The following is an 18,451-nucleotide window of genomic DNA, read 5'->3' as shown; positions in this document are numbered from 1 at the left end:
TGAAGACCGGCCGCATCCCCCGGCCGGCCTTTCGTTTTGCCAGCCGCTACCGACTCTGCCATTTTCGCCGTCATGATCCGCTTTCTGTTCGTATTCGCCCTCGGCCTGACCTCCGCTCTGCCTTCCGCGCAGGCGCGCGCTGTACGGATTGCCGTGCTTGCCTTTCAGGGATCCGAGCGGGCGGCCAAGGATTTCGAACCGACGATCGCCCATCTCGGACGCACCCTGCCTGATCATGATTTTACCATGGTGCCGCTGGATCTCGCCGGCATCGTCAGCGCGGTTGAGGAACGGACGGTCGATTTTGTCATCACCAATCCCGGCGAATATGTCGATCTCGAATCCCGCTTTGGTGTGACCCGCCTTGCCACGCTGGAAAGCCGCGATCATACCGTGCCAACCGACACGGTCGGCTCCACTGTTATCGTGCCCAATCGCCCCAGTCACGCGAAGACGTTCTTCGATCTTCACGGCATGCGCCTTGCCGTCGTCGCGGCGGATGCCTTCGGTGGCTGGCAGGTCATCTGGCGGGAGATGGACGAGGATGGCATGCCGGCCTCACGGCTCGCCGCGATGGTGGAGACCGGTTTTCCCATGGAAAGCGTCATCGAGGCGGTGCGGACCGGGCGGGCTGACGCTGGAGTGCTGCGTACCTGCCTTCTGGAAGACGACATCGCCGCCGGACGCGTGAAGCCGGATGAATTTGCCGTGGTAGCAGAACGGATGGCACCCGGATTTCCCTGTCGTCTGTCCTCGCGGCTTTATCCGGACTGGCCCTTCGCGCGGCTGGCCGGTGCATCGCCCGATCTCGCCAAGGCCGTTACGGCAAGCCTTCTGACCATGGCGCCGGTCGATGGCCGCGCCTGGACCGCACCGCAGGACTACACCTCCGTCCACACCCTGTTCCGCCACCTAAAGATCGGCCCTTACGAGTATCTCTCCCATTCCACGCTGACAGGTTTCGTGCGGGCCAACTGGCACTGGTTTCTCGCGGCCGGGCTCGGTGTCGTATGGTGGCTCATTCACGTTGCGCGAGTGGAAACGCTGGTCAGGCGTCGCACAGCGGAACTGACCAGCGAAATTCAGGAACGCGAAAAGGCAGAACGGACAGCCCGCACCCACCGCGAAGAGCGTGATCAGTTCTCCCGTCTCGGCATTCTGGGTGAAATGGCCTCCAATATTGCTCACGAACTCAATCAGCCGCTTGCCGCCATCACCAATTATGCCGAGGGCATGACCCGGCTGATCGATGCCGGGCGCGCCGACCCCGCCCTCTTGCGTGATGGCGCGCGCGGCATTGCGGGCCAAGCCGAACGAGCGGGTATCATCATTCACCGCATTCGCTCCTTCGTGCGTCGTCGCAAGATCTGTCGCGAATGTCTTGACATAAACGAGGTTATTCGCGAAACGCTTGTCCTGTTTGAGGGGCCGGCGACCCGCAGCGGCGTACCGCTGCACGTCCATTTCGCAGCGCACCTGCCCCATTTCGTTGGCGACCGGACAGAGATCGAGCAGGTGCTTCTCAACCTGTTGCAGAACGGGCTCGACGCCATGAGAGAGGCTCGTCAGCGTGCCCTTGGCATCGGCGTTGCCACGTCACTGTGCTGCGACATGATCGAGGTTACCGTGCGCGATCACGGAACGGGTCTCACTCCGGAAGTGGAGAACCATTTGTTTGAAACCTTTTTTACCACCAAGCCACAGGGGCTGGGGCTTGGTCTTTCCATCTGCCGCACCATCATCGAGAACCATGGCGGACGGCTGTGGGCAACGAACGAAGCTGAAGGCGGCTTGACCATGCACTTTGCTTTGCCCGCTTCCGAAGGGGAAGCCCAATGAGCGAGACCGATCCGCCGCTGGTATTAATTGTGGATGATGACGAGGCAATGCGCCGTTCCATGGCTTTTCTCTTTGCGTCAGTCGGGTTGGAAGCAAAGATTTTCGCTTCCGCAGCCGAATTGCTGGCGGCGCTTCCGGCCGAGGATGCGCTGCGTCCCGGTGCAATGGTGCTGGATGTGCGTATGCCTGGCATGAGTGGGTTGGAGCTTCAGCGCCATCTGGCTGATCGCGCCTTTCCGCTGCCGGCGTTGATTGTCACCGGCCATGGCGACGTGCCGATGGCGGTGGAAGCGCTGAAAGCCGGCGCCTTCGATTTCATCGAGAAGCCGTTCAAGGAACAGCGCCTGCTGGATACTGTTACCGCCGCAATCCGCGTTTCGGAGGAAAGCCTGTCGCGCAATACCCGCCGCCGCGCCATTGAAGAGCGGCTCGGGCGGCTTGGGCGCCGCGAACAGGAAGTGCTGGTGGGAATACTAGCCGGCAAGGCCAACAAGGTCATCGCCTATGAATTGGATCTCTCAATCAAGACGATCGAGGCGTATCGGGCTTCGGTCATGGCTAAGATGAAAGCTGGCTCAGTGGCGGAGCTTGCGTTGATGGTTAGTTCCCTTGACGGTCATGATCTGCGGTAGTTGATTGCGCACCCATGATCGGCCCGCCAATTCCTTTATAGGGCAGGGGCAACATCGGCACCGCGCTAAACGTGGTTGGAATGGCGACCGGGACAGGGTAGAGAGCGGCAGTGCCCTGACGCATTCGAGAGACGAGGACATGACACGTATTCTACCGTTTCGCGACCTCCTGACCTATGTAAAGCTGGCACGTCGGGCGATTTTCAGACGCGGGAGTGAAATCGGCCTGATGGTCTGTGCCTGCGCGGTTGGCGTGGCGGCCGGGTTTACCGTCAGCGCGATGAGTTGGCTTTCGAAAACCCTGCACAGCGTGGTTTTCGGAATCGCGCATGGTGATTGGTTGAGTTCTTCCACGCTCGTCAACAAACCCGCCCTTTTGCTTGGGCCGATGGCGGGTGGTGCCCTGCTTGGGTTCGTCCTGTTCGTTCTCTCACGGTTGAGAACCCGGTCAATCGTTGACCCCATCGAGGCCAACGCACTTTATGGCGGCAAACTGTCGATGACGGACAGTGTAATCGTTGCCGTCCAGAACCTGATTTCCAACGGGTTCGGGGCATCCGTCGGATTGGAGGCGGGTTATACCCAGATGTCCTCGGGTATCGCCTCCAAACTGGGCACGAAGCTTTCGCTCCGCCGGGAGGACATGCGCATTCTCGTCGGATGCGGCGCATCCGGTGCGATAGCAGCGGCCTTCAACGCGCCCCTTGCCGGCGCATTCTACGCATTCGAACTGATCATCGGCACCTATAGTGTCGTTGCCCTTGCGCCAGTCGTGATTGCGGCAATCGTTGCGACGTTTGTCGCCCGCAGTTTTACCGGCGAGACCTTTCTTATCGAGGTGGGCGCAATCGGTCCGGTCGGGCCGTGGGATTTTCTGCCGGCAATCCTGCTTGGGATCGGCTGCGCATTGATCGGTATCGTCATCATGAAAGGCGTTTCGGCAACAGAGCAATTCGCCCATCGCAGTTCGGTCGCCGTGCCACTTCGACCGGTATTGGGCGGCCTCGTGGTCGGCCTTTTCGCGATGATAACGCCTCAGATCATGTCCGCCGGCCACGGCTCGCTTCATCTCAACCTGTCCAGCGATACCGCATTGTTTCCACTGATCATCCTCTTTCTGCTGAAATCGGGTGCTTCCGCCATTTCCATCGGCTCGGGTTTCAGGGGCGGTCTTTTCTTTGCGTCACTGTTCATGGGATCGCTGCTTGGGAAAATTTTTGCGCATCTGCTTGGTTTTGCGATTGAAACCGGGGTCACACCAAATGTCTTTGCGGTGATCGGCATGAGTTCGCTCGCCGTCGCGATCATTGGTGGTCCACTGACGATGACGTTTCTCGCGCTTGAGATTACCGGAGATTACCCGATCACGACGCTGGTTCTGGCGGCCGTCATAACCTCCTCCGTCGTTGTCCGGCATCGCTTCGGCTATTCGTTCGCCACCTGGCGCTTTCATTTACGCGGGGAGGGCATTCGCAGCGCCCATGATGTCGGCTGGATCAACACGCTCACTGTCGGCCGTATGATGCGTGCCGATATCAGGACCGCCGACGACAGCCGGACAGTTACGCAGTTGCGAGAAGCCTTTCCGCTCGGCTCAACCCAGCGTATTATTCTGATCGACAAGGACGGACGCTATCAAGGGATCGTCTTGGTCGCGGAACTTCACGCCGACGAGCGCCTCGATGCCGTTGACCGACTGCCGGCCGAACTGGTGCACCATCGTGATGATTTCCTGACACCATCGATGAACGCGCATCAGGCAATGAAGGTTTTCGAAACGGCCCAGAGCGAAGCGCTTGCTGTGCTCGACAATCCCACCAGCCGTCAGGTCAAGGGACAGCTCTCCGAAAGCCACACCTTGCGTCGTTACAGCGAGGAGGTTGAGCGGCATCGCCGGGCAACGCTCGGCGATGTCTTCTAGATGTTTACTGTCTTGGCCGGCATCGCTCCCGGCGGCTGCGCTCAGGAGCGCGCGGCCCGAACTGCCGCCAGCTTTTCCTTGCAAGGTTGAGAGATGCTGGAAGCATTCTGTTGCAGGCATTGTGCCAACCGACCGCCGCCGGGCTGCACGCCCGCGCAAAGCTTGCGCAAGTCGGCCTCGCAGACTGTACGGATTTCCATAAGCTGCTGACGGCTGAGTTGCTGGGCATGGGCCATGGTTGCAAGCAATGTGAAGGTTGTAACGATCAAAAGGCGCATGAGGATCTCCGGTTTCGGGAAGGGGGCGCGGACGAGCCATGTCGCAGGGGTAGAAGCTCGTCCGCTTTCGGCGCGGCGGGCGCCGAAATGGGATGGTGGGATAGCGGCAGATGACCTCAGCCGTGCGACAGGCGTGGTATGCGTGCAGCTTCAAGCTGGGCGGGTGTCAGCGCAGCGCGCAATGCCGTGATTGCCTGTTTCAACGCGGTGGCCTTTGTCGCATAGTCCGCCAGTGCGTCGGCCACCGCCTCCGCGCGGGCGAAGGCTTCCGGTCCCCTGGGGTCTTCATCCGCGTCGCCGATGAGATCGAGCATGGCCTCGCGCTCGGGCACCAGCGCCAGCAGCGCGGTGGTGTAGGCCCGCCAGGCGTCCTTTTGATCGGACCGGATGCCGATGGCGGTTTCCTGCGTGGCCAACATGCCCGCCAACCGGAAGCGGATAAGCTTGCCGCTATAGTGACGGCGAACGGCGTCCAGCCGGGCGCCAAAGTCATCGCCGCCACTTGTGCCTCGCGCTCGCCAATCGCCGCTGGCGACATCCGTCTGGGCCGGAGCGGTGGCTGCGGCATCCTGCGCGCGTGCGACGAGCGGCAGGCTCGCGATTGAGATCATGCCGGCGGCAATGGAAACGATGATCCGCTTTTTCACGGCTTCCTCCTGTGTTCTTGATGACAACAGGATGGAGGTCGCACTTTTCGCCGGAATGTACCGGCTGTTTGAAAATGTAGCATTTTGTTGCCGTTTCACACGGGTGTGAAACGCGGCAGCACCAGTTCCACCAGCCCGCCGTGCCGGGCATTTCCAAGCCTGATCGAGCCGCCATGCGCCTCGATCAGCGTGCGGGCAACGGCAAGCCCCAGCCCTGCTCCACCGGTCGCGCGGGCGCGGGAGGGCTCTGCCCGCACGAACGGTTCCAGCAGCATTTCGGCGTCCTGCGCCGAAAAGCCCGGCCCCTCATCGGCAATCAGCACATGCAGCGTGTGGCTATCGACAGTCAGGGAAACGCGTGCGCTGCGCCCGTATTTCACGGCATTGTCGACGATATTGCCGATGACGCGCCGAAGCGCCAGCCGGTCGCCGATCATCCACGCCTCCGCATCGAAGAGGAAGGGTTCCAGCACCACCGGCTGTCCGGCCCGGCGATAGTCCGCCATTTCGCCGCGCAGGAATTCCGCCAGATCCAGCATTTCTTCCTCCAGAGCGCCCACTCCCGCGCGGGAAGTAAGAAGCGCGTTGTCGAGCAGGTCGATCATGTCGGTGATGTCGGCGGTGGCGCGCTCTCGCTCGGCCGCATCGGGTAAGCGCTCGAGACGGAGCCGCAGGCGGGTGGCGAAACTGCGCACATCGTGCTGAATGCCGCCGATCAATGCCATGCGCGAGCGTGTCATAACGCGAAGACGGCTTTGCAGATGTTCGAACGCACGCATCAACGCCCGAATTTCCGGTGTGCTGGCGCGGATCGCGGGCAGGGGAACGGGTTCCCCGGAAGGGTCCATAGCATCCACGGCAGCGGCAAGCCGCGTCAACGGCCGGATTTCCCGATGCAGGAGAAAGAAGGCTATCGCGCCGAACAGCGTGCCGACGAGGCCGGCCCCCATGCCGGCGGGCAAGCCGTAAAATGTAACGATGAACGGGGTGCGTGCCTCGACGAGAAGGACCTGCCCATCAGTAAGCGTAACCTGAAAGGACAGTGGACGGGCGGCGCGCTGGAGAAGGCGGGGCCGGGCGACGGTTTCGGGCTCGTCCAAAAAACGGATCGACAGCAATCGGGCGCCGAGCAAAGCACGGTAGGACGCAAAGTCACTTTCGTCGCGCATCTCGGTTGCGCCGTTCGATGAGGCCGCGGATGGCAGAAGCGACACGGCGAGCATGGAGGACTGAAGCGCCTCCAGCACCAGCGGGCGCTGCGTCGGCGGCGTCGTATCGATCAGTGTGGCGATGGCCTTCAACTGTTCGGCAGGCAGGCGGGTCGCGGTGTGAGAAAGATCGTTTGTCCAGTAGAACAACGCAATCATCGTTACCCAAAGCGCCAGAAGAACACTCGCGCCGATGGCGATGAAGCGCGCGGCAAGCCCGAACCCCATCTAGGGCACCTGCTTTACGGGCACGGTGAGAAGATAGCCGCCATTGCGGATGGTGTTGATGAGATTGGCGCCGGAGCCCAGCCCATCGAGCTTTTTGCGCAAACGCGAGACCAGAATGTCCACTGTGCGATCAAAGGGATCGGCGTTGCGGCCGTGGGTCCAGTCGAGGATCTGGTCACGGGACAGAACCCGCCGCGGGCGCAGGACAAAACAGGCGAGCAGCTCGAATTCGGCGCTGGTCAGCGGCACCAGTTCGCCGTCTTCACTCGTCAATTGGCGGGCGTCGAGATCGGCGACGAAGCGGTCGAAAGCGAAGCGACGGGTCACGGCCTGGGCCGGGCGGGTGGAGGCGCGGCGTAAAAGTGCGCGGATGCGGGCCAGCAGTTCCCGCGGCCCGAAGGGTTTGACGACATAGTCGTCGGCGCCGATTTCAAGGCCGACAACCCGGTCCGTCTCATCGCCCTTGGCCGTCAGCATCAGGATCGGCACGTCGCCTCCGGCGCGCAGTCGCCTGCAGATCGACAGGCCATCTTCGCCGGGCAGCATCAGATCGAGCACGATCAGATCGGGCTGGAGGCGCGATAGGACGTCATCCATCCCGCGCCCGTCCTCGGCCAATTCCACGGCAAAGCCCTCGCGCCCGAGGAAATCACCCACCAACCGGCGGATTTCCGCGTCGTCGTCTACAACCAGAATTGTTTTCACATGCTGTTCCATGGCCTCAGGACGCCATTTCACGCGCGGAAAATCAACCGAAAACGGAGGCTTTTACAAAACGATACAAAGCGGAAATCACCCTCAACATCATGACATTACCGGTTCAAGTGGCAGCAAACATCGCGCTGCACTTTGATGATGCTGGCGATCAGGAAAGCGCCGGCGGGACATTCGATCGAGGATCATGATCATGACCAGAACATTCACCTTCGCCCTGATAGCCGGCGTTCTCGCTCTGGCATCCGTGGCCGATGCCAACGCCTTTTCTCGGAGCGGTTCCGTCACCGGACCCTATGGCGGCACGGGCAGTGTCTCCGCCAGCGGTGGCTGTAGTGGCGGCACTTGCTCCCGAACCGTCAAGCGCACAGGGCCCTATGGCGGAAGCATTTCCCGTTCGGGATCGGTCAGTTGCAGTTCGGGCGCCTGCTCGGGCACGCGCACCACAACAGGTCCAAACGGCCGCAGCATCGTGCGAAGCGGCAGCATCTCGCGATGATGCCTTGGCGCCCGGCGGGACACACCCATCGGGCGTCTCTCCCTCATTCAGGAAAAGAAGCCGTGTCCGTATTGCCGTTGCATGACAGGCCAGACGCCATTACCGAAGCGCAGGCAGCCCCGCGTATTGATGCGAGAGCGGATACGCAACCGGTGGAAGAGAAACCGGAACGCGTTTTCAAACGCCCTCCATCGCGCCCGAAACGGTTGGACAGGACCCTTCTGGTGGGGGCCGTTTTGGCCGTCGCGGCCTGCGTCAGCGTTCTTGCCCTGCGTTACGCCGTGCCTCACACGGTGGATCTTCTCACGGTTACGTCATCCCGTTTCCAGCCGGAACTGTCCGGCCCCGGTGTTCTGGATGCGACGGTACGGGCCAATGTCGGTTCAAGCCTGCAGGGTATTGTCACCGCACTTCCCTTTGATCGCAATGATGTTGTGACTACGGGCGATGTGATCGCCGAAATCGGCGCACACGACCTGAGCGCCGGGCGCGATGCCGCCCTTGCATCTCGTGAAGCCGCCCGCAAGGCGGTGGAGGCGACCGCCGCCGATGTCACACGGATGCAGGCAACGCTTGAAAACGCCCGCCGGACCCTTGCCCGGCAAAGTGAACTGCTCCGCTCCGGGGTCGGCACCCAATCCGCCTATGAAGGCGCGCAGACGACGGTGCGTCAGGCAGAGGCCGATCTGGCCAAGGCCGGCTCAGCGCTCTTACAGGCCGAAGCGCAGGATGCGGCGGCGGCGGCGAATGTCGTGGCAAGCCAGGCCTTGCTCGACAAGTCGGTGATCCGCGCGCCCATTGACGGCGTCGTTGTATCCCGCACACTCAATCCCGGCGATGTCGCTTCACCGTCCAGCGTCATCATGACCATTGTCGATCCAGCCAGCATCGTTTTGTCGGCTCGCTTCGATGAAAGTGTGATCGCCCGGCTTGAACCGGGGCAGATGGCAACGATCCGTTTTGGCGGTAATGGCGAAGCGCTCTATCGCGGCACGGTGCGACGCATTGCCCGTGAAGTCGATCAGGAAACGCGGGAATTTACGGTCGATATAGCCCCGGTACGCCTGCCGCCAAACTGGGCGCTTGGCCAGCGCGGCACAGCCGTCATCGATCTTGGCGAAGTGCCTGGTGTTCTGGCCGTACCGGTTGCCAGTATCGCCCGGCGCGATGGCCATGCCGGTGTCTGGGTGGAAAGCGAAGGGCGTGCTGTCTGGCGCTTCGTTGATCTCGGCCGCATCGGCGGCACCAATGTCGAGGTGCTGCGCGGCCTCGCAACCGGCGATACGATTCTGCTGTCGCCAGAGGACGCGTTTACCTGGATGCGGATCGCAAGCAGGGAGCGCACACCGTGAACCTTGGCCTCAAGGATGTTCATCACAATCTCGGGCGCTTTATCATGACAGCGGCGGGCGTGGCCTTTCTGGTCACGGCCTCCATCGGCATGATCGGTCTTTATCGCGGCATCGTGGCCGATGCATTGCTGGTGATCGAAAGCATAGGCGCTGATCTCTGGGTGGTGCAGGGCGGTCGTTCCGGACCGTTTTCGGAAAGTTCGGCCATAGCCTCCGATATGGACCGGCGGGTGGAGGGCGTGGCGGGTGTGGCCACCGTGCGACGTTTCGTGCAGATCAGCCAGCAATTCGAGCATGAGGGGCGAAGCCACCGCGCTTCGTTGACGGGGCTCGATTACCCGCTCGACAACGGCGCGTGGGTGCCGCTGGTGGCTGGCCGCCATCTCAAGAGCGGCCATTTCGAGGCAATTGCCGACAGGAGTATCGGCCTCGTGCTTGGCGAACGGGTGCGTCTCGGTCTGGATGAGTTCACCATCGTCGGTCTGACGCGCGGCATGGTCGACATGGGTGGTGACGGGCTTTTATTCGTTACCGTCAATGATGCCGCCAGCATTGCGCAGCGGCGCACCAGCGAGGAAGTCCTGCTGGCCCGCAGCACCGCCGGCCGGTCTGGTCAGGGCAGCCTGTCCGGCAGTTCGGTGGCGCAGGATAGCAAGATCGCCGCCGTCCTCGTCACGCTGAACCCTGCCGCCGATGTTGCATCTGTGCGCCGCGCAATCATGGCCTGGGGCGATGCCAATGTGCTGAGCCGGGCGGAACAGCAAAGTCTGTTGCTCGATCAGCGCCTCTGGCGGCTGCGCGTCCAGATCCTTGCCTTCACGTCTGTTCTTCTGGTCGTCATGGCCATCGTCATCTCGCTTATCATCTACATGCTGACAATGGAAAAGCGTCACCAGATCGCCATGCTGAAACTCATCGGCGCGCGTAACCGCGTCATCGTCGCCATGATTGTGGAACAGGCTTATCTCATCGGTGCGGGTGGTCTGGCGCTGGGGCTTGTTCTTGCAAACATCATCTTTCCCTATTTTCCGCGGCGTGTGGTGATCGATCCCGGCGATATCGCCCAGCTCGGGGCGGCGATGGCGGTGATCTGCGGCTTTGCGAGTTTTCTCGGCATTTCGCGGGCACTCAAGGTGCGCGCGCAGGAGGTGCTGTCGTGAAAGGGGAACCGGTTCTCCGCGTGCGCGATGCCCGCCGACACTATGTCAGCGGCGACAGCGTGGTGCGGGCGCTTGATGGCGTTTCCTTCGAAATAAACCCCGGAGAGGTGGTGGGCATCCTTGGGCCAAGCGGTTCGGGCAAGAGCACACTTCTGCTGATCGCAGGCCTTCTGGAGCCGCCAACGGCTGGCGAGGTCTTCATTCGTGACCGCTGTGTGTCGTCCGTCGGGGCCGATCTCGATAGCCTGCGCGATTTTCGCCGCGACAATATCGGCTTCGTCTTCCAGAAGGCCAATCTCATTCCCTTTCTCAGTGCGGTTGAGAATGTGGCACTCGCACTGGAAATCGACGATGTGCCTTCCCGCCCGGCCCGCGCCTATGCCGAGCATCTGCTGGAAAGTGTCGATCTGGCCCACCGGATCGATAATCTGCCAACGCGCCTTTCGGGTGGTGAACAGCAACGTGTGGCAGTGGCGCGCGCCCTTGCCAACGATCCCGCGCTGATCCTCGCCGATGAGCCGACGGCTGCGCTCGACAGCGTTCGGGGCCGGCAGGTGATCGGACTGTTCCGTCAGATTGCCGATACGCGACAGGCGGCGGTTGCGGTTGTTACGCATGACCCGCGTGTTCTCGATCTTTTCGACCGTACAATCGAGCTGCGGGATGGGCGTATCGTTGCCGAAAAGCCACTTTCGGCGGACGGAAACAATTCGCTACAAAATGCAACGGCTGCGCAAGATCGCAGCCAATGAACCCCTCCATCTTCATTTGCATGTTCACCGCCGCAAGGGGCGGCAAGCTGATGGAGATTTCAATGTTCAGGAAGATTTTGGCACTATCGCGCTTGAAGCAATTAGTGTGTTCGGCGCTGGCCGTATTTGTACTCCTTGCTGCCGGCGCATCGGTTGCATCGGCGGCCACCGTTGCGGTTGCGACCGGAAACGTCAACCTTCGGGCTGGGCCTTCAACTACCTATCCCGTGGTTACGGTGGTGCCTGCGGGTGCACGCATCACCACGCATGGCTGCCTTTCCGGCTATAGCTGGTGCGACATCGCTTTCGGCGGCACGCGCGGCTGGGTGTCTGCCACTTATATCCAGGTCGTCTACAAAGGTGGACCAGTGGTGTTGACGCCAGCGGTCGCACCGTCGGTGGGCGTTGTAATCATCCCCTATAACCGTACCTACTGGGACACCCACTATCCCGCCTATCCGTGGTATGGTGCTTGGGGACGCTATTACCGGCACCATGCCGTCGCACCGCCGCCGCGCATCGCCTCGCATGAGCGGTCCGTGACCTGCGCTGACGGCAGTTGCACGGCGACACGATCCACGACCGGGATCTATGGTGGCTCGACCGGCCAGACGCGCACATGCACTGGCGGGATGTGCACAGCAACCCGTCAGACGGTCGGCCCGAACGGTAACTCGGCCTCACGGGTACGCACCTGTAGCGCCACCGACCGCTCATGCAGCGTTACACGCACCGGGCCACGTGGCGCCACCGCCACCGGCACGCGCTTCTTCAACCGCTGACTGCCTTGGAGGCGAACATGCGCCTGAACCTGACGATCAGCTTCGCGCTCGTTCTCGCCGCGTTCGTTCTCCTCTTCGGCCCGTCTCTTCCCGCCAAACATGAGGGAAGAATGACGGGCTCGGCGGCTGTCTTGAGGGCCGACCGGCCCGTCGCCGAAATCTGCCTGCCAGATACCGCCAGCAAGACCTGTGCGGCGCTGTTCCTTGATGAGGACGGCTACGAACTGTGCCTGCGCGATGGAGCAAAGGGCCGGGTGCGATGCTTGAACGAGTTTGGCGATGCCGACCGCGACCCCGAGCATCAAACCGACAGTCTGCGCACCCCGTGGTCCATTGCCCTTTGAACCCCTAGCGGTCAAAGGGCATTCTTCCTTCTCTCACATCATTACCTCGCTATGCGCCCTGCCCACCGGCTGTTGTGCGCGGGCTCTGTGCAGGCGGAAATGTCAAGATTTCCGCCGCATCGTCGCTCGCTCTACGAAGCGAAGATGCGGCAAAAACACGGGCCGGAAACATTGGTCGCCGAAGGTGATCAAGGACATACGCGCCGCCGCGCACAAGCTCCACTTCGCCGATGACAAAATCCCAATCCTGCTTGAAGCGCCGCGCTGCGGAAACAGCATCGCCGCGATCTGCCGCCGGAAGCTTCACGAAGCCCAGCCGTCAAATCCGTCCTGTGGATCCGACAAAATAAAAACACTTGCATACAAATATATACTGTGGTTCTTTTTGTGTCGCCGGATGCCAAAGGTACCGGGAAAATTCCTCGTAGAAAGGATAGAACTATGAACGTTCAGAGGAGAACTTTTCTTGGTGGCGCCGGGGCACTTCTGGCCGCGGCATCACTGTTTCAGGGCGCACGGGTGCTTGCGGCGGAACGGGATGGCACGCTGACAATCGCTTTTGCCAGCGAGACGTCTTCTGTCGATCCTCACTGGCATATTGTCACCGCCAACAGTTCCGTATCCCAGCATATTTTCGACCGCCTGGTTCATCTCGATGCCACACAGACACCGGTTCCGGGACTGGCGACGGCATGGAAATCCGTTGATGACAATACCTGGGAGTTCGTCCTCCGCGAAGGCGTGACCTTTCATGACGGTGCGCCGCTGACGGTCGAGGATGTAATTTTCAGCTACGAGCGCGCTCAGAACGTGCCGGGGGCGATTTTCAATCTCCGGGCCTATCTCGGGGACAAGACCTTTGAAAAGGTCGATGAAAAGACGCTACGCGTTCGCACTCAGCAGTCAAACCCGCTGGTTCCGATTGAACTCTCAACGACCGCGATCATTTCACGCCGGATTGGTGAAGGCGCCACGAGTGCCGACTACAACAGCGGCAAGGCAGCGATCGGAACCGGACCCTTCAAGTTTGTTGAATATGTCCCCGGTGCGCGGATTGTCATGGAGCGCCATGATGCCTACTGGGGCGCAAAGCCCGAGTGGCGCAAGGTCGTCATCCAGCCTATCGCCGTCGGCGGATCACGCGTTGCGGCGTTGCAGGCGGGCGATGTCGACATGATCGATAGCGTTCCTCCCGCCGATATCGCGCATTTGGAAAGCGCGGCTGGCGTCGCACTGGAACGCGGTGTCGCCAACAGGATGATTTTCCTGAGTTTCGATCAGGGACGCAAGGTCTCGCCGTTCGTGCGGGGCAAGGATGGCAGCGAAATCCCGAATCCGTTCCTCGATCTGCGTGTCCGCCAGGCCATCAATCTTGCGATTGACAAGAAAGCGATCGCGGCCCGAATTCTGGAAGGTAACGGTCAAGCGGCCGAGCAGCTCGTTCCCCCCGGTATTTTCGGGCACAATGCCGGGATCAAGCTGGTGGAGCCGGATATCGCCAAGGCGAAGGCACTGCTGGCGGAAGCTGGCCTTCCTGATGGCTTCAGGGTCACGCTCCATGGGCCGAATGACCGGTTCATTCGCGATACGGCCGTTGTCCAGGCTGTGGCACAGATGCTCACCCGCATAGGCATCGCGACGGAAGTGGAGACGATGCCGGGGACTGTTTTCTACAAGCGCGCATCCGGTGGCGGTCCGGAAGATGGCTCGGAATTCAGCTTCTTCCTGATTGGCTACGGAGCAGCGACCGGCGAGGTTTCCGCCGCGCTCAGAAATCTGGTTCACAGTTTCGACAAGTCCAAGGGCTTTGGCTCAAACAATCGGTTGCGTTACAGCAACCGCGAACTGGACGCGATGATCGAAAAGGGGCTGGGCACTCTGGACGACGATGCGCGGCGAGCACTCTTCGAGGAGGTCTGCGCCCGGGCGATGAACGATGTGGCGGTTTTGCCGCTTTACTATCCGATCAGCGTTTGGGGCATGAAGAATTCGCTGACCTATGCCGGCCGCACCGACGAGCGCACTCTCGCCTTCGATGTGACGATGAAAGCCTGACGACGTTAACGGACCACTGCAACGCAGCCGGTTCCGTGTCTGACGTGCATCCCGCGTCGCGGGATGCACTCTGTAGTCATTGCGAAATGGAAGAGAGTCCATGCTCGTTTCACTATTGCGCCGCTTGATCCAGGCCACATTCGTGCTGGTCGCGATGACGGTGATCGTCTTTCTAGGTGTCAACGTGATCGGAAATCCGGTCGATATCCTGATCTCGCCGCAGGCCGACCAGGCCGAGCGCACCCGGCTGATTGCCGAATTCGGATTGGACCAGCCGGTCTGGATCCAGTATTTCGAGTTCGTCAAGGGCGCTCTTCAAGGTGACCTTGGCACCAGCTACGTTTTCAACGAGCCGGCGCTCAAGATCATCCTCCAGCATCTGCCGGCCACCCTTGAACTTGCCGTCGCGGCCACGCTTATGTCGGTCGCCATCGGTATCCCGCTGGGACTGTATGCCGGTCTCCGGCCAAAATCACTGCCGACAAGGATCATCATGGCGGGAAGCATTCTGGGCTTCTCGTTGCCGACATTCTGGGTCGGCATGTTGCTCATTCTCTGTTTCGCAGTTTATCTCGGGTGGTTCCCAAGCAGCGGGCGCGGCGACACGGTCACCGTGTTCGGCATTCCGTGGTCGTTCCTGACGCTCGATGGTCTGCAGCATATGCTTCTGCCCGCCTTCAATCTCGCTCTTTTCAAGACATCTCTCATTCTAAGGCTTACCCGCGCAGGTGTGCAGGAGGTTATGCCGCAGGATTATATCCGTTTGGCTCGCGCCAAGGGATTGAGCAACCGGCGGATCGTCGCGGTCCATGTGCTGAAGAACGTGCTGATACCGGTAGTGACCGTGGTGGGTCTCGAATTCGGATCGATCATCGCATTCTCAGTGGTGACCGAGAAGATCTTCGCCTGGCCGGGTATGGGCAAGCTGATCATCGACAGCATAAACGTCCTCGATCGTCCGGTCATGGTCGCCTATCTGATGATTATCGTCGTCCTGTTCATTCTCATCAACCTCGTGGTCGACGTGCTCTATACGATCCTCGATCCGCGAATCCGTCTCAATGCAGGGCGAGGACGCTGATGTCTGGTACTCAATCACATAATCCGCTTGTGACGTCTGCTGCAAAGGTGGAGGCTTCCCCTCTCGCTCACGCGTTCCACCAGTTCGCACGCTCCAGGCTGGCGCTCTTCGGGCTGGCGCTGTTGTTGCTCATTGTGTGTGCCGCGATCTTCGCGCCGTGGCTCACGCCCCAGAACCCCTATGACCTGATGCAGCTCGATATTCTCGACGGGATGTTACCGCCCGGTGAGGCGTCGATGTCGCAGGGTTTCATCTTCCGGCTCGGCTCCGACGAGCAGGGAAGGGATATCTATTCCGCCATCCTTTATGGCTTGAGGATCTCATTGATCGTCGGAGTCATATCCGCGTTGACAGCCGCAATCGTCGGTTCGGTACTGGGACTGCTTGCGGCCTATGTCGGCGGCCGGACGGAAAGCACGATAATGCGGCTCGTTGATCTGCAATTGTCGTTCCCGACGATCCTCGTTGCGCTGATGATCCTCGCTACACTTGGCAAGGGTATTACGAACGTGGTGCTTGCCCTCGTTATCGTTGAATGGGCGACGTTCGCCAGGGCGGCACGCGGCACGGCGCTGGTTGAGACGCGCAGGGAATATGTGGAGGCGGCCGATTGTATGGGGCTGCCGATGCGCAGCATCCTCTTTCGTCATCTTCTTCCCAACTGCATTCCGCCGCTCATCGTCATCGTGACAGTGCAGATCGCCAAGGCAATATCGCTGGAAGCCACCCTGTCATTTCTGGGGGTTGGGGTTCCCGTCACCGAGCCGAGCCTCGGCCTGCTGATTGCCAATGGCTATCAGTTCATGTTCGCGGGCAAGTACTGGCTGAGCGTCTTTCCAGGCATCGCGCTGCTGGCGACCATCGCTTCGATCAATCTCGTTGGCGATCGTTTGCGTGATGTTTTCAATCCAAGGGGAGCGTGATGATCGAGAACAGGAATATCGCGATGCAAGGCGATGATGTAGCGGAAAACGTCCGCAAGGCGTTCGAGATGAACAGGCCCCCCATTCTTTCGATCCGCGATCTCACGGTATCGTTTTTGAACAACGAAACCTGGACACCGGTGGTGCGGGATATATCGTTCGATGTCGGACGCAAGGAGACCGTTGCGGTCGTCGGTGAATCCGGTTCGGGCAAGAGCGTGACGGCGATGTCGGTGATGCGGCTTCTGCCGGCTGAAACGAGCCGCGTCCAAGGCTCCATTATGCTCGACGGGCGTTCTCTGACGCAGATGTCCGACGAGGAAATCCGCGACATTCGCGGCAATGAGGTGGCCATGATCTTTCAGGAGGCCAGCCTTAACCCGGTTTATACGATCGGTTTCCAGTTGGTCGAGACCCTTGTCCGTCACCGTCGGATGATGCGAAACGCTGCTTTGGCCGAGAGCGTACGTCTTCTGGAGAAGGTCCGTATCCCAGCGGCGCGAACCCGCCTCAATGACTATCCGCATCAGCTTTCCGGAGGCATGCGTCAACGGGTTGCGATTGCTATGGCGCTTGCCTGTCAGCCCAAACTGCTGATTGCGGATGAGCCTACCACCGCGCTCGACGTGACCATTCAGGCCCAGATCATCGAACTGATCAAACACATCCAGCAGGAAGACGATATGTCTGTCCTGTTCATCACACATGACATGGGTGTTGTTGCCGAGGTTTCTGACCGGACCGTGGTCATGTACAAGGGCGACATGATCGAGGCGGGGCCAACCGAGCAGATCTTCCATCACTCCAGTCGCCCCTATACGCGTGCGCTGTTGACCTCCATTCCGCAGCTTGGTTCCATGACCGGCAAGTCCGAGCCGGAACCGTTTCCGGTCGTCGACCACACGACCGGTGAAGTCACTCCTCCTGATCCTGCCGACCGGTCTGTTGTACCCGCACCCGACCCGATGCTGCGTGTTTCAGATCTGACGGTTCGTTTCGACATAAGGGGAGGACTCTTTGGCGGCGTCACCGGACGGGTCCACGCGGTGGAGGACGTTTCCTTTGATCTTTTCCGCGGCGAAACGCTCTCTATCGTCGGAGAAAGCGGCTGCGGGAAATCAACAACCGCCCGCGCCATCATGGGGCTGGTCAAGCCGAAGAGCGGGCAAATCCGGCTTGACGGCGGTGAGCTTGGCGAACTGTCTGCCGAAATGAAGGTCGCCATGCGGCGCAAGATGCAGATGGTATTTCAGGACCCGTTTGCAAGCCTCAACCCGCGCATGGTGGTTGGCGACGCCATTGCCGAACCCATTGCGCGGTTTACGGATCTTTCAGCGCGAGGTGTGGCGGACAGGGTGGCCGAACTGCTTGAGCTTGTCGGGCTTGCGCCAGACATGGCGCGACGGTTTCCCCATCAGTTTTCCGGCGGGCAGCGTCAGCGAATTTGCATCGCCCGCGCTCTTGCGCTTAATCCGCAATTGATTGTGGCCGACGAGGCGGTTTCGGCGCTCGATGCTTCCGTCAAGGCCCAGGTTGTCAATCTGCTTCTCGATCTACAACAGCGATTGGGCTTGGCCTATCTCTTCATTTCGCACGATATGGCGGTTGTTGAACGGATCAGCCACCGCGTTGCAGTAATGTATCTCGGCGAAATCGTTGAGATCGGCCCGCGAGAGGCCATTTTTGAAAATCCGCAACATCCCTATACGCGAACGCTCCTGTCGGCGGTCCCTGTCGCTGACCCGTCCCGGCGGCACATGAACCGGGGGCTGGACGAGACGGAAATCAAAAGCCCGTTGCGTTCTGTCGATTACGTGCCGCCGCGCTTGCCCATAAGGGAGGTCGCCCCCGGCCATTTCGTTCGCCAGGTATCATAGATCTGAGATCATGCCGCGACGCTTGTCGCGCGTAGGCTAAAAAATCGCGAGCGGCCGGCAAGGACGCTTGCATTTCAAAAACAAAAGTATACATTTGAATACAACAGAGCACAAGAAAAATCAGGCGGGCCGTTGCGGCTACTGACAAAGACGGGAGGA

Annotated in this window: 17 protein-coding genes; 13 read left to right on the top strand and 4 right to left on the bottom strand. The window is 60.6% G+C overall.

The window, feature by feature from the left end:
• Nucleotides 1–72 precede the first annotated feature (72 nt).
• The 3 genes from GGQ66_RS14975 to GGQ66_RS14965 all read left to right on the top strand — a co-directional run bounded on the left by GGQ66_RS14975 (nt 73) and on the right by GGQ66_RS14965 (nt 4,392).
• Complete coding sequence (locus GGQ66_RS14975) at nt 73–1,839, top strand: sensor histidine kinase (protein ID WP_210287278.1); 1,767 nt, start codon at nt 73–75, stop codon at nt 1,837–1,839.
• The gene (locus tag GGQ66_RS14970) at nt 1,836–2,471 is read left to right on the top strand and encodes a response regulator transcription factor (protein WP_183793536.1); all 636 of its coding nucleotides are present in this window, start codon (nt 1,836–1,838) and stop codon (nt 2,469–2,471) included. Before GGQ66_RS14975 ends, GGQ66_RS14970 begins: the two co-directional genes overlap by 4 nt.
• Before the next feature lie 139 nt (nt 2,472–2,610).
• Nucleotides 2,611–4,392, top strand: coding sequence for a chloride channel protein (locus GGQ66_RS14965; protein WP_183793535.1), 1,782 nt, complete (start codon nt 2,611–2,613; stop codon nt 4,390–4,392).
• 41 nt (nt 4,393–4,433) lie between these two features.
• Here the strand turns inward: GGQ66_RS14965 and GGQ66_RS14960 are convergent, their stop codons facing one another.
• The 4 genes from GGQ66_RS14960 to GGQ66_RS14945 all read right to left on the bottom strand — a co-directional run bounded on the left by GGQ66_RS14960 (nt 4,434) and on the right by GGQ66_RS14945 (nt 7,470).
• A complete protein-coding gene (locus tag GGQ66_RS14960; RefSeq protein WP_183793534.1) occupies nt 4,434–4,670 on the bottom strand; it encodes a cysteine rich repeat-containing protein in 237 nt (78 codons plus the stop codon).
• A gap of 116 nt (nt 4,671–4,786) precedes the next feature.
• Nucleotides 4,787–5,317 carry a hypothetical protein gene (locus tag GGQ66_RS14955; protein ID WP_183793533.1) on the bottom strand — a complete coding sequence of 177 codons (531 nt, stop codon included), beginning with the start codon at nt 5,315–5,317 and terminating at the stop codon, nt 4,787–4,789.
• Between the two features lie 95 nt (nt 5,318–5,412).
• Nucleotides 5,413–6,753, bottom strand: a complete 1,341-nt coding sequence (locus GGQ66_RS14950) for a sensor histidine kinase (RefSeq protein WP_183793532.1) — start codon at nt 6,751–6,753, stop codon at nt 5,413–5,415.
• The gene (locus GGQ66_RS14945) at nt 6,754–7,470 is read right to left on the bottom strand and encodes a response regulator (RefSeq protein ID WP_183793531.1); all 717 of its coding nucleotides are present in this window, start codon (nt 7,468–7,470) and stop codon (nt 6,754–6,756) included.
• A 190-nt stretch (nt 7,471–7,660) separates the two neighbouring features.
• Here GGQ66_RS14945 and GGQ66_RS14940 point away from each other — a divergent pair, with 190 nt between their 5' ends.
• The 10 genes from GGQ66_RS14940 (at nt 7,661) to GGQ66_RS14895 (ending at nt 18,292) form a co-directional block, all read left to right on the top strand.
• On the top strand, nt 7,661–7,966 hold the full coding sequence (locus GGQ66_RS14940; RefSeq protein ID WP_183793530.1) for a hypothetical protein: 306 nt from the start codon (nt 7,661–7,663) through the stop codon (nt 7,964–7,966).
• 62 nt (nt 7,967–8,028) lie between these two features.
• Complete coding sequence (locus GGQ66_RS14935; protein ID WP_183793529.1) at nt 8,029–9,318, top strand: efflux RND transporter periplasmic adaptor subunit; 1,290 nt, start codon at nt 8,029–8,031, stop codon at nt 9,316–9,318.
• Nucleotides 9,315–10,478 carry an ABC transporter permease gene (locus tag GGQ66_RS14930; protein ID WP_183793528.1) on the top strand — a complete coding sequence of 388 codons (1,164 nt, stop codon included), beginning with the start codon at nt 9,315–9,317 and terminating at the stop codon, nt 10,476–10,478. The genes GGQ66_RS14935 and GGQ66_RS14930 overlap by 4 nt, the downstream gene beginning before the upstream one ends.
• Entirely contained in the window at nt 10,475–11,230 is a 756-nt protein-coding gene (locus GGQ66_RS14925; RefSeq protein WP_183793527.1) for an ABC transporter ATP-binding protein, read from the top strand. The genes GGQ66_RS14930 and GGQ66_RS14925 overlap by 4 nt, the downstream gene beginning before the upstream one ends.
• Before the next feature lie 62 nt (nt 11,231–11,292).
• Nucleotides 11,293–12,012 carry an SH3 domain-containing protein gene (locus GGQ66_RS14920; RefSeq protein ID WP_183793526.1) on the top strand — a complete coding sequence of 240 codons (720 nt, stop codon included), beginning with the start codon at nt 11,293–11,295 and terminating at the stop codon, nt 12,010–12,012.
• Nucleotides 12,013–12,029: 17 nt separating this feature from the next.
• Nucleotides 12,030–12,356 carry a hypothetical protein gene (locus tag GGQ66_RS14915; RefSeq protein WP_183793525.1) on the top strand — a complete coding sequence of 109 codons (327 nt, stop codon included), beginning with the start codon at nt 12,030–12,032 and terminating at the stop codon, nt 12,354–12,356.
• 441 nt (nt 12,357–12,797) lie between these two features.
• Nucleotides 12,798–14,411 carry an ABC transporter substrate-binding protein gene (locus GGQ66_RS14910; protein ID WP_183793524.1) on the top strand — a complete coding sequence of 538 codons (1,614 nt, stop codon included), beginning with the start codon at nt 12,798–12,800 and terminating at the stop codon, nt 14,409–14,411.
• Between the two features lie 100 nt (nt 14,412–14,511).
• The gene (locus tag GGQ66_RS14905; RefSeq protein WP_183793523.1) at nt 14,512–15,492 is read left to right on the top strand and encodes an ABC transporter permease; all 981 of its coding nucleotides are present in this window, start codon (nt 14,512–14,514) and stop codon (nt 15,490–15,492) included.
• Nucleotides 15,492–16,415 (top strand): ABC transporter permease, encoded by a 924-nt coding sequence (locus GGQ66_RS14900; protein WP_183793522.1) that lies wholly within the window; start codon nt 15,492–15,494, stop codon nt 16,413–16,415. Before GGQ66_RS14905 ends, GGQ66_RS14900 begins: the two co-directional genes overlap by 1 nt.
• Nucleotides 16,416–16,483: 68 nt before the next feature.
• Complete coding sequence (locus GGQ66_RS14895; RefSeq protein WP_183793618.1) at nt 16,484–18,292, top strand: ABC transporter ATP-binding protein; 1,809 nt, start codon at nt 16,484–16,486, stop codon at nt 18,290–18,292.
• The last annotated feature ends 159 nt before the right edge of the window (nt 18,293–18,451 follow it).

Source organism: Allorhizobium borbori (assembly GCF_014196535.1).
Taxonomy (GTDB): domain Bacteria; phylum Pseudomonadota; class Alphaproteobacteria; order Rhizobiales; family Rhizobiaceae; genus Ectorhizobium; species Ectorhizobium borbori.
This window is presented reverse-complemented; position numbering and strand designations above follow the sequence as displayed.

Coding starts and splice junctions, on each gene's coding strand:
- GGQ66_RS14950 (WP_183793532.1), bottom strand. CDS start 6,753: ATGGGGTTCGGGCTTGCCGCGCGCTTCATCGCCATCGGCGCGAGTGTT.
- GGQ66_RS14960 (WP_183793534.1), bottom strand. CDS start 4,670: ATGCGCCTTTTGATCGTTACAACCTTCACATTGCTTGCAACCATGGCC.
- GGQ66_RS14920 (WP_183793526.1), top strand. CDS start 11,293: ATGTTCAGGAAGATTTTGGCACTATCGCGCTTGAAGCAATTAGTGTGT.
- GGQ66_RS14940 (WP_183793530.1), top strand. CDS start 7,661: ATGACCAGAACATTCACCTTCGCCCTGATAGCCGGCGTTCTCGCTCTG.
- GGQ66_RS14905 (WP_183793523.1), top strand. CDS start 14,512: ATGCTCGTTTCACTATTGCGCCGCTTGATCCAGGCCACATTCGTGCTG.
- GGQ66_RS14900 (WP_183793522.1), top strand. CDS start 15,492: ATGTCTGGTACTCAATCACATAATCCGCTTGTGACGTCTGCTGCAAAG.
- GGQ66_RS14910 (WP_183793524.1), top strand. CDS start 12,798: ATGAACGTTCAGAGGAGAACTTTTCTTGGTGGCGCCGGGGCACTTCTG.
- GGQ66_RS14965 (WP_183793535.1), top strand. CDS start 2,611: ATGACACGTATTCTACCGTTTCGCGACCTCCTGACCTATGTAAAGCTG.
- GGQ66_RS14945 (WP_183793531.1), bottom strand. CDS start 7,470: ATGGAACAGCATGTGAAAACAATTCTGGTTGTAGACGACGACGCGGAA.
- GGQ66_RS14915 (WP_183793525.1), top strand. CDS start 12,030: ATGCGCCTGAACCTGACGATCAGCTTCGCGCTCGTTCTCGCCGCGTTC.
- GGQ66_RS14895 (WP_183793618.1), top strand. CDS start 16,484: ATGAACAGGCCCCCCATTCTTTCGATCCGCGATCTCACGGTATCGTTT.
- GGQ66_RS14975 (WP_210287278.1), top strand. CDS start 73: ATGATCCGCTTTCTGTTCGTATTCGCCCTCGGCCTGACCTCCGCTCTG.
- GGQ66_RS14970 (WP_183793536.1), top strand. CDS start 1,836: ATGAGCGAGACCGATCCGCCGCTGGTATTAATTGTGGATGATGACGAG.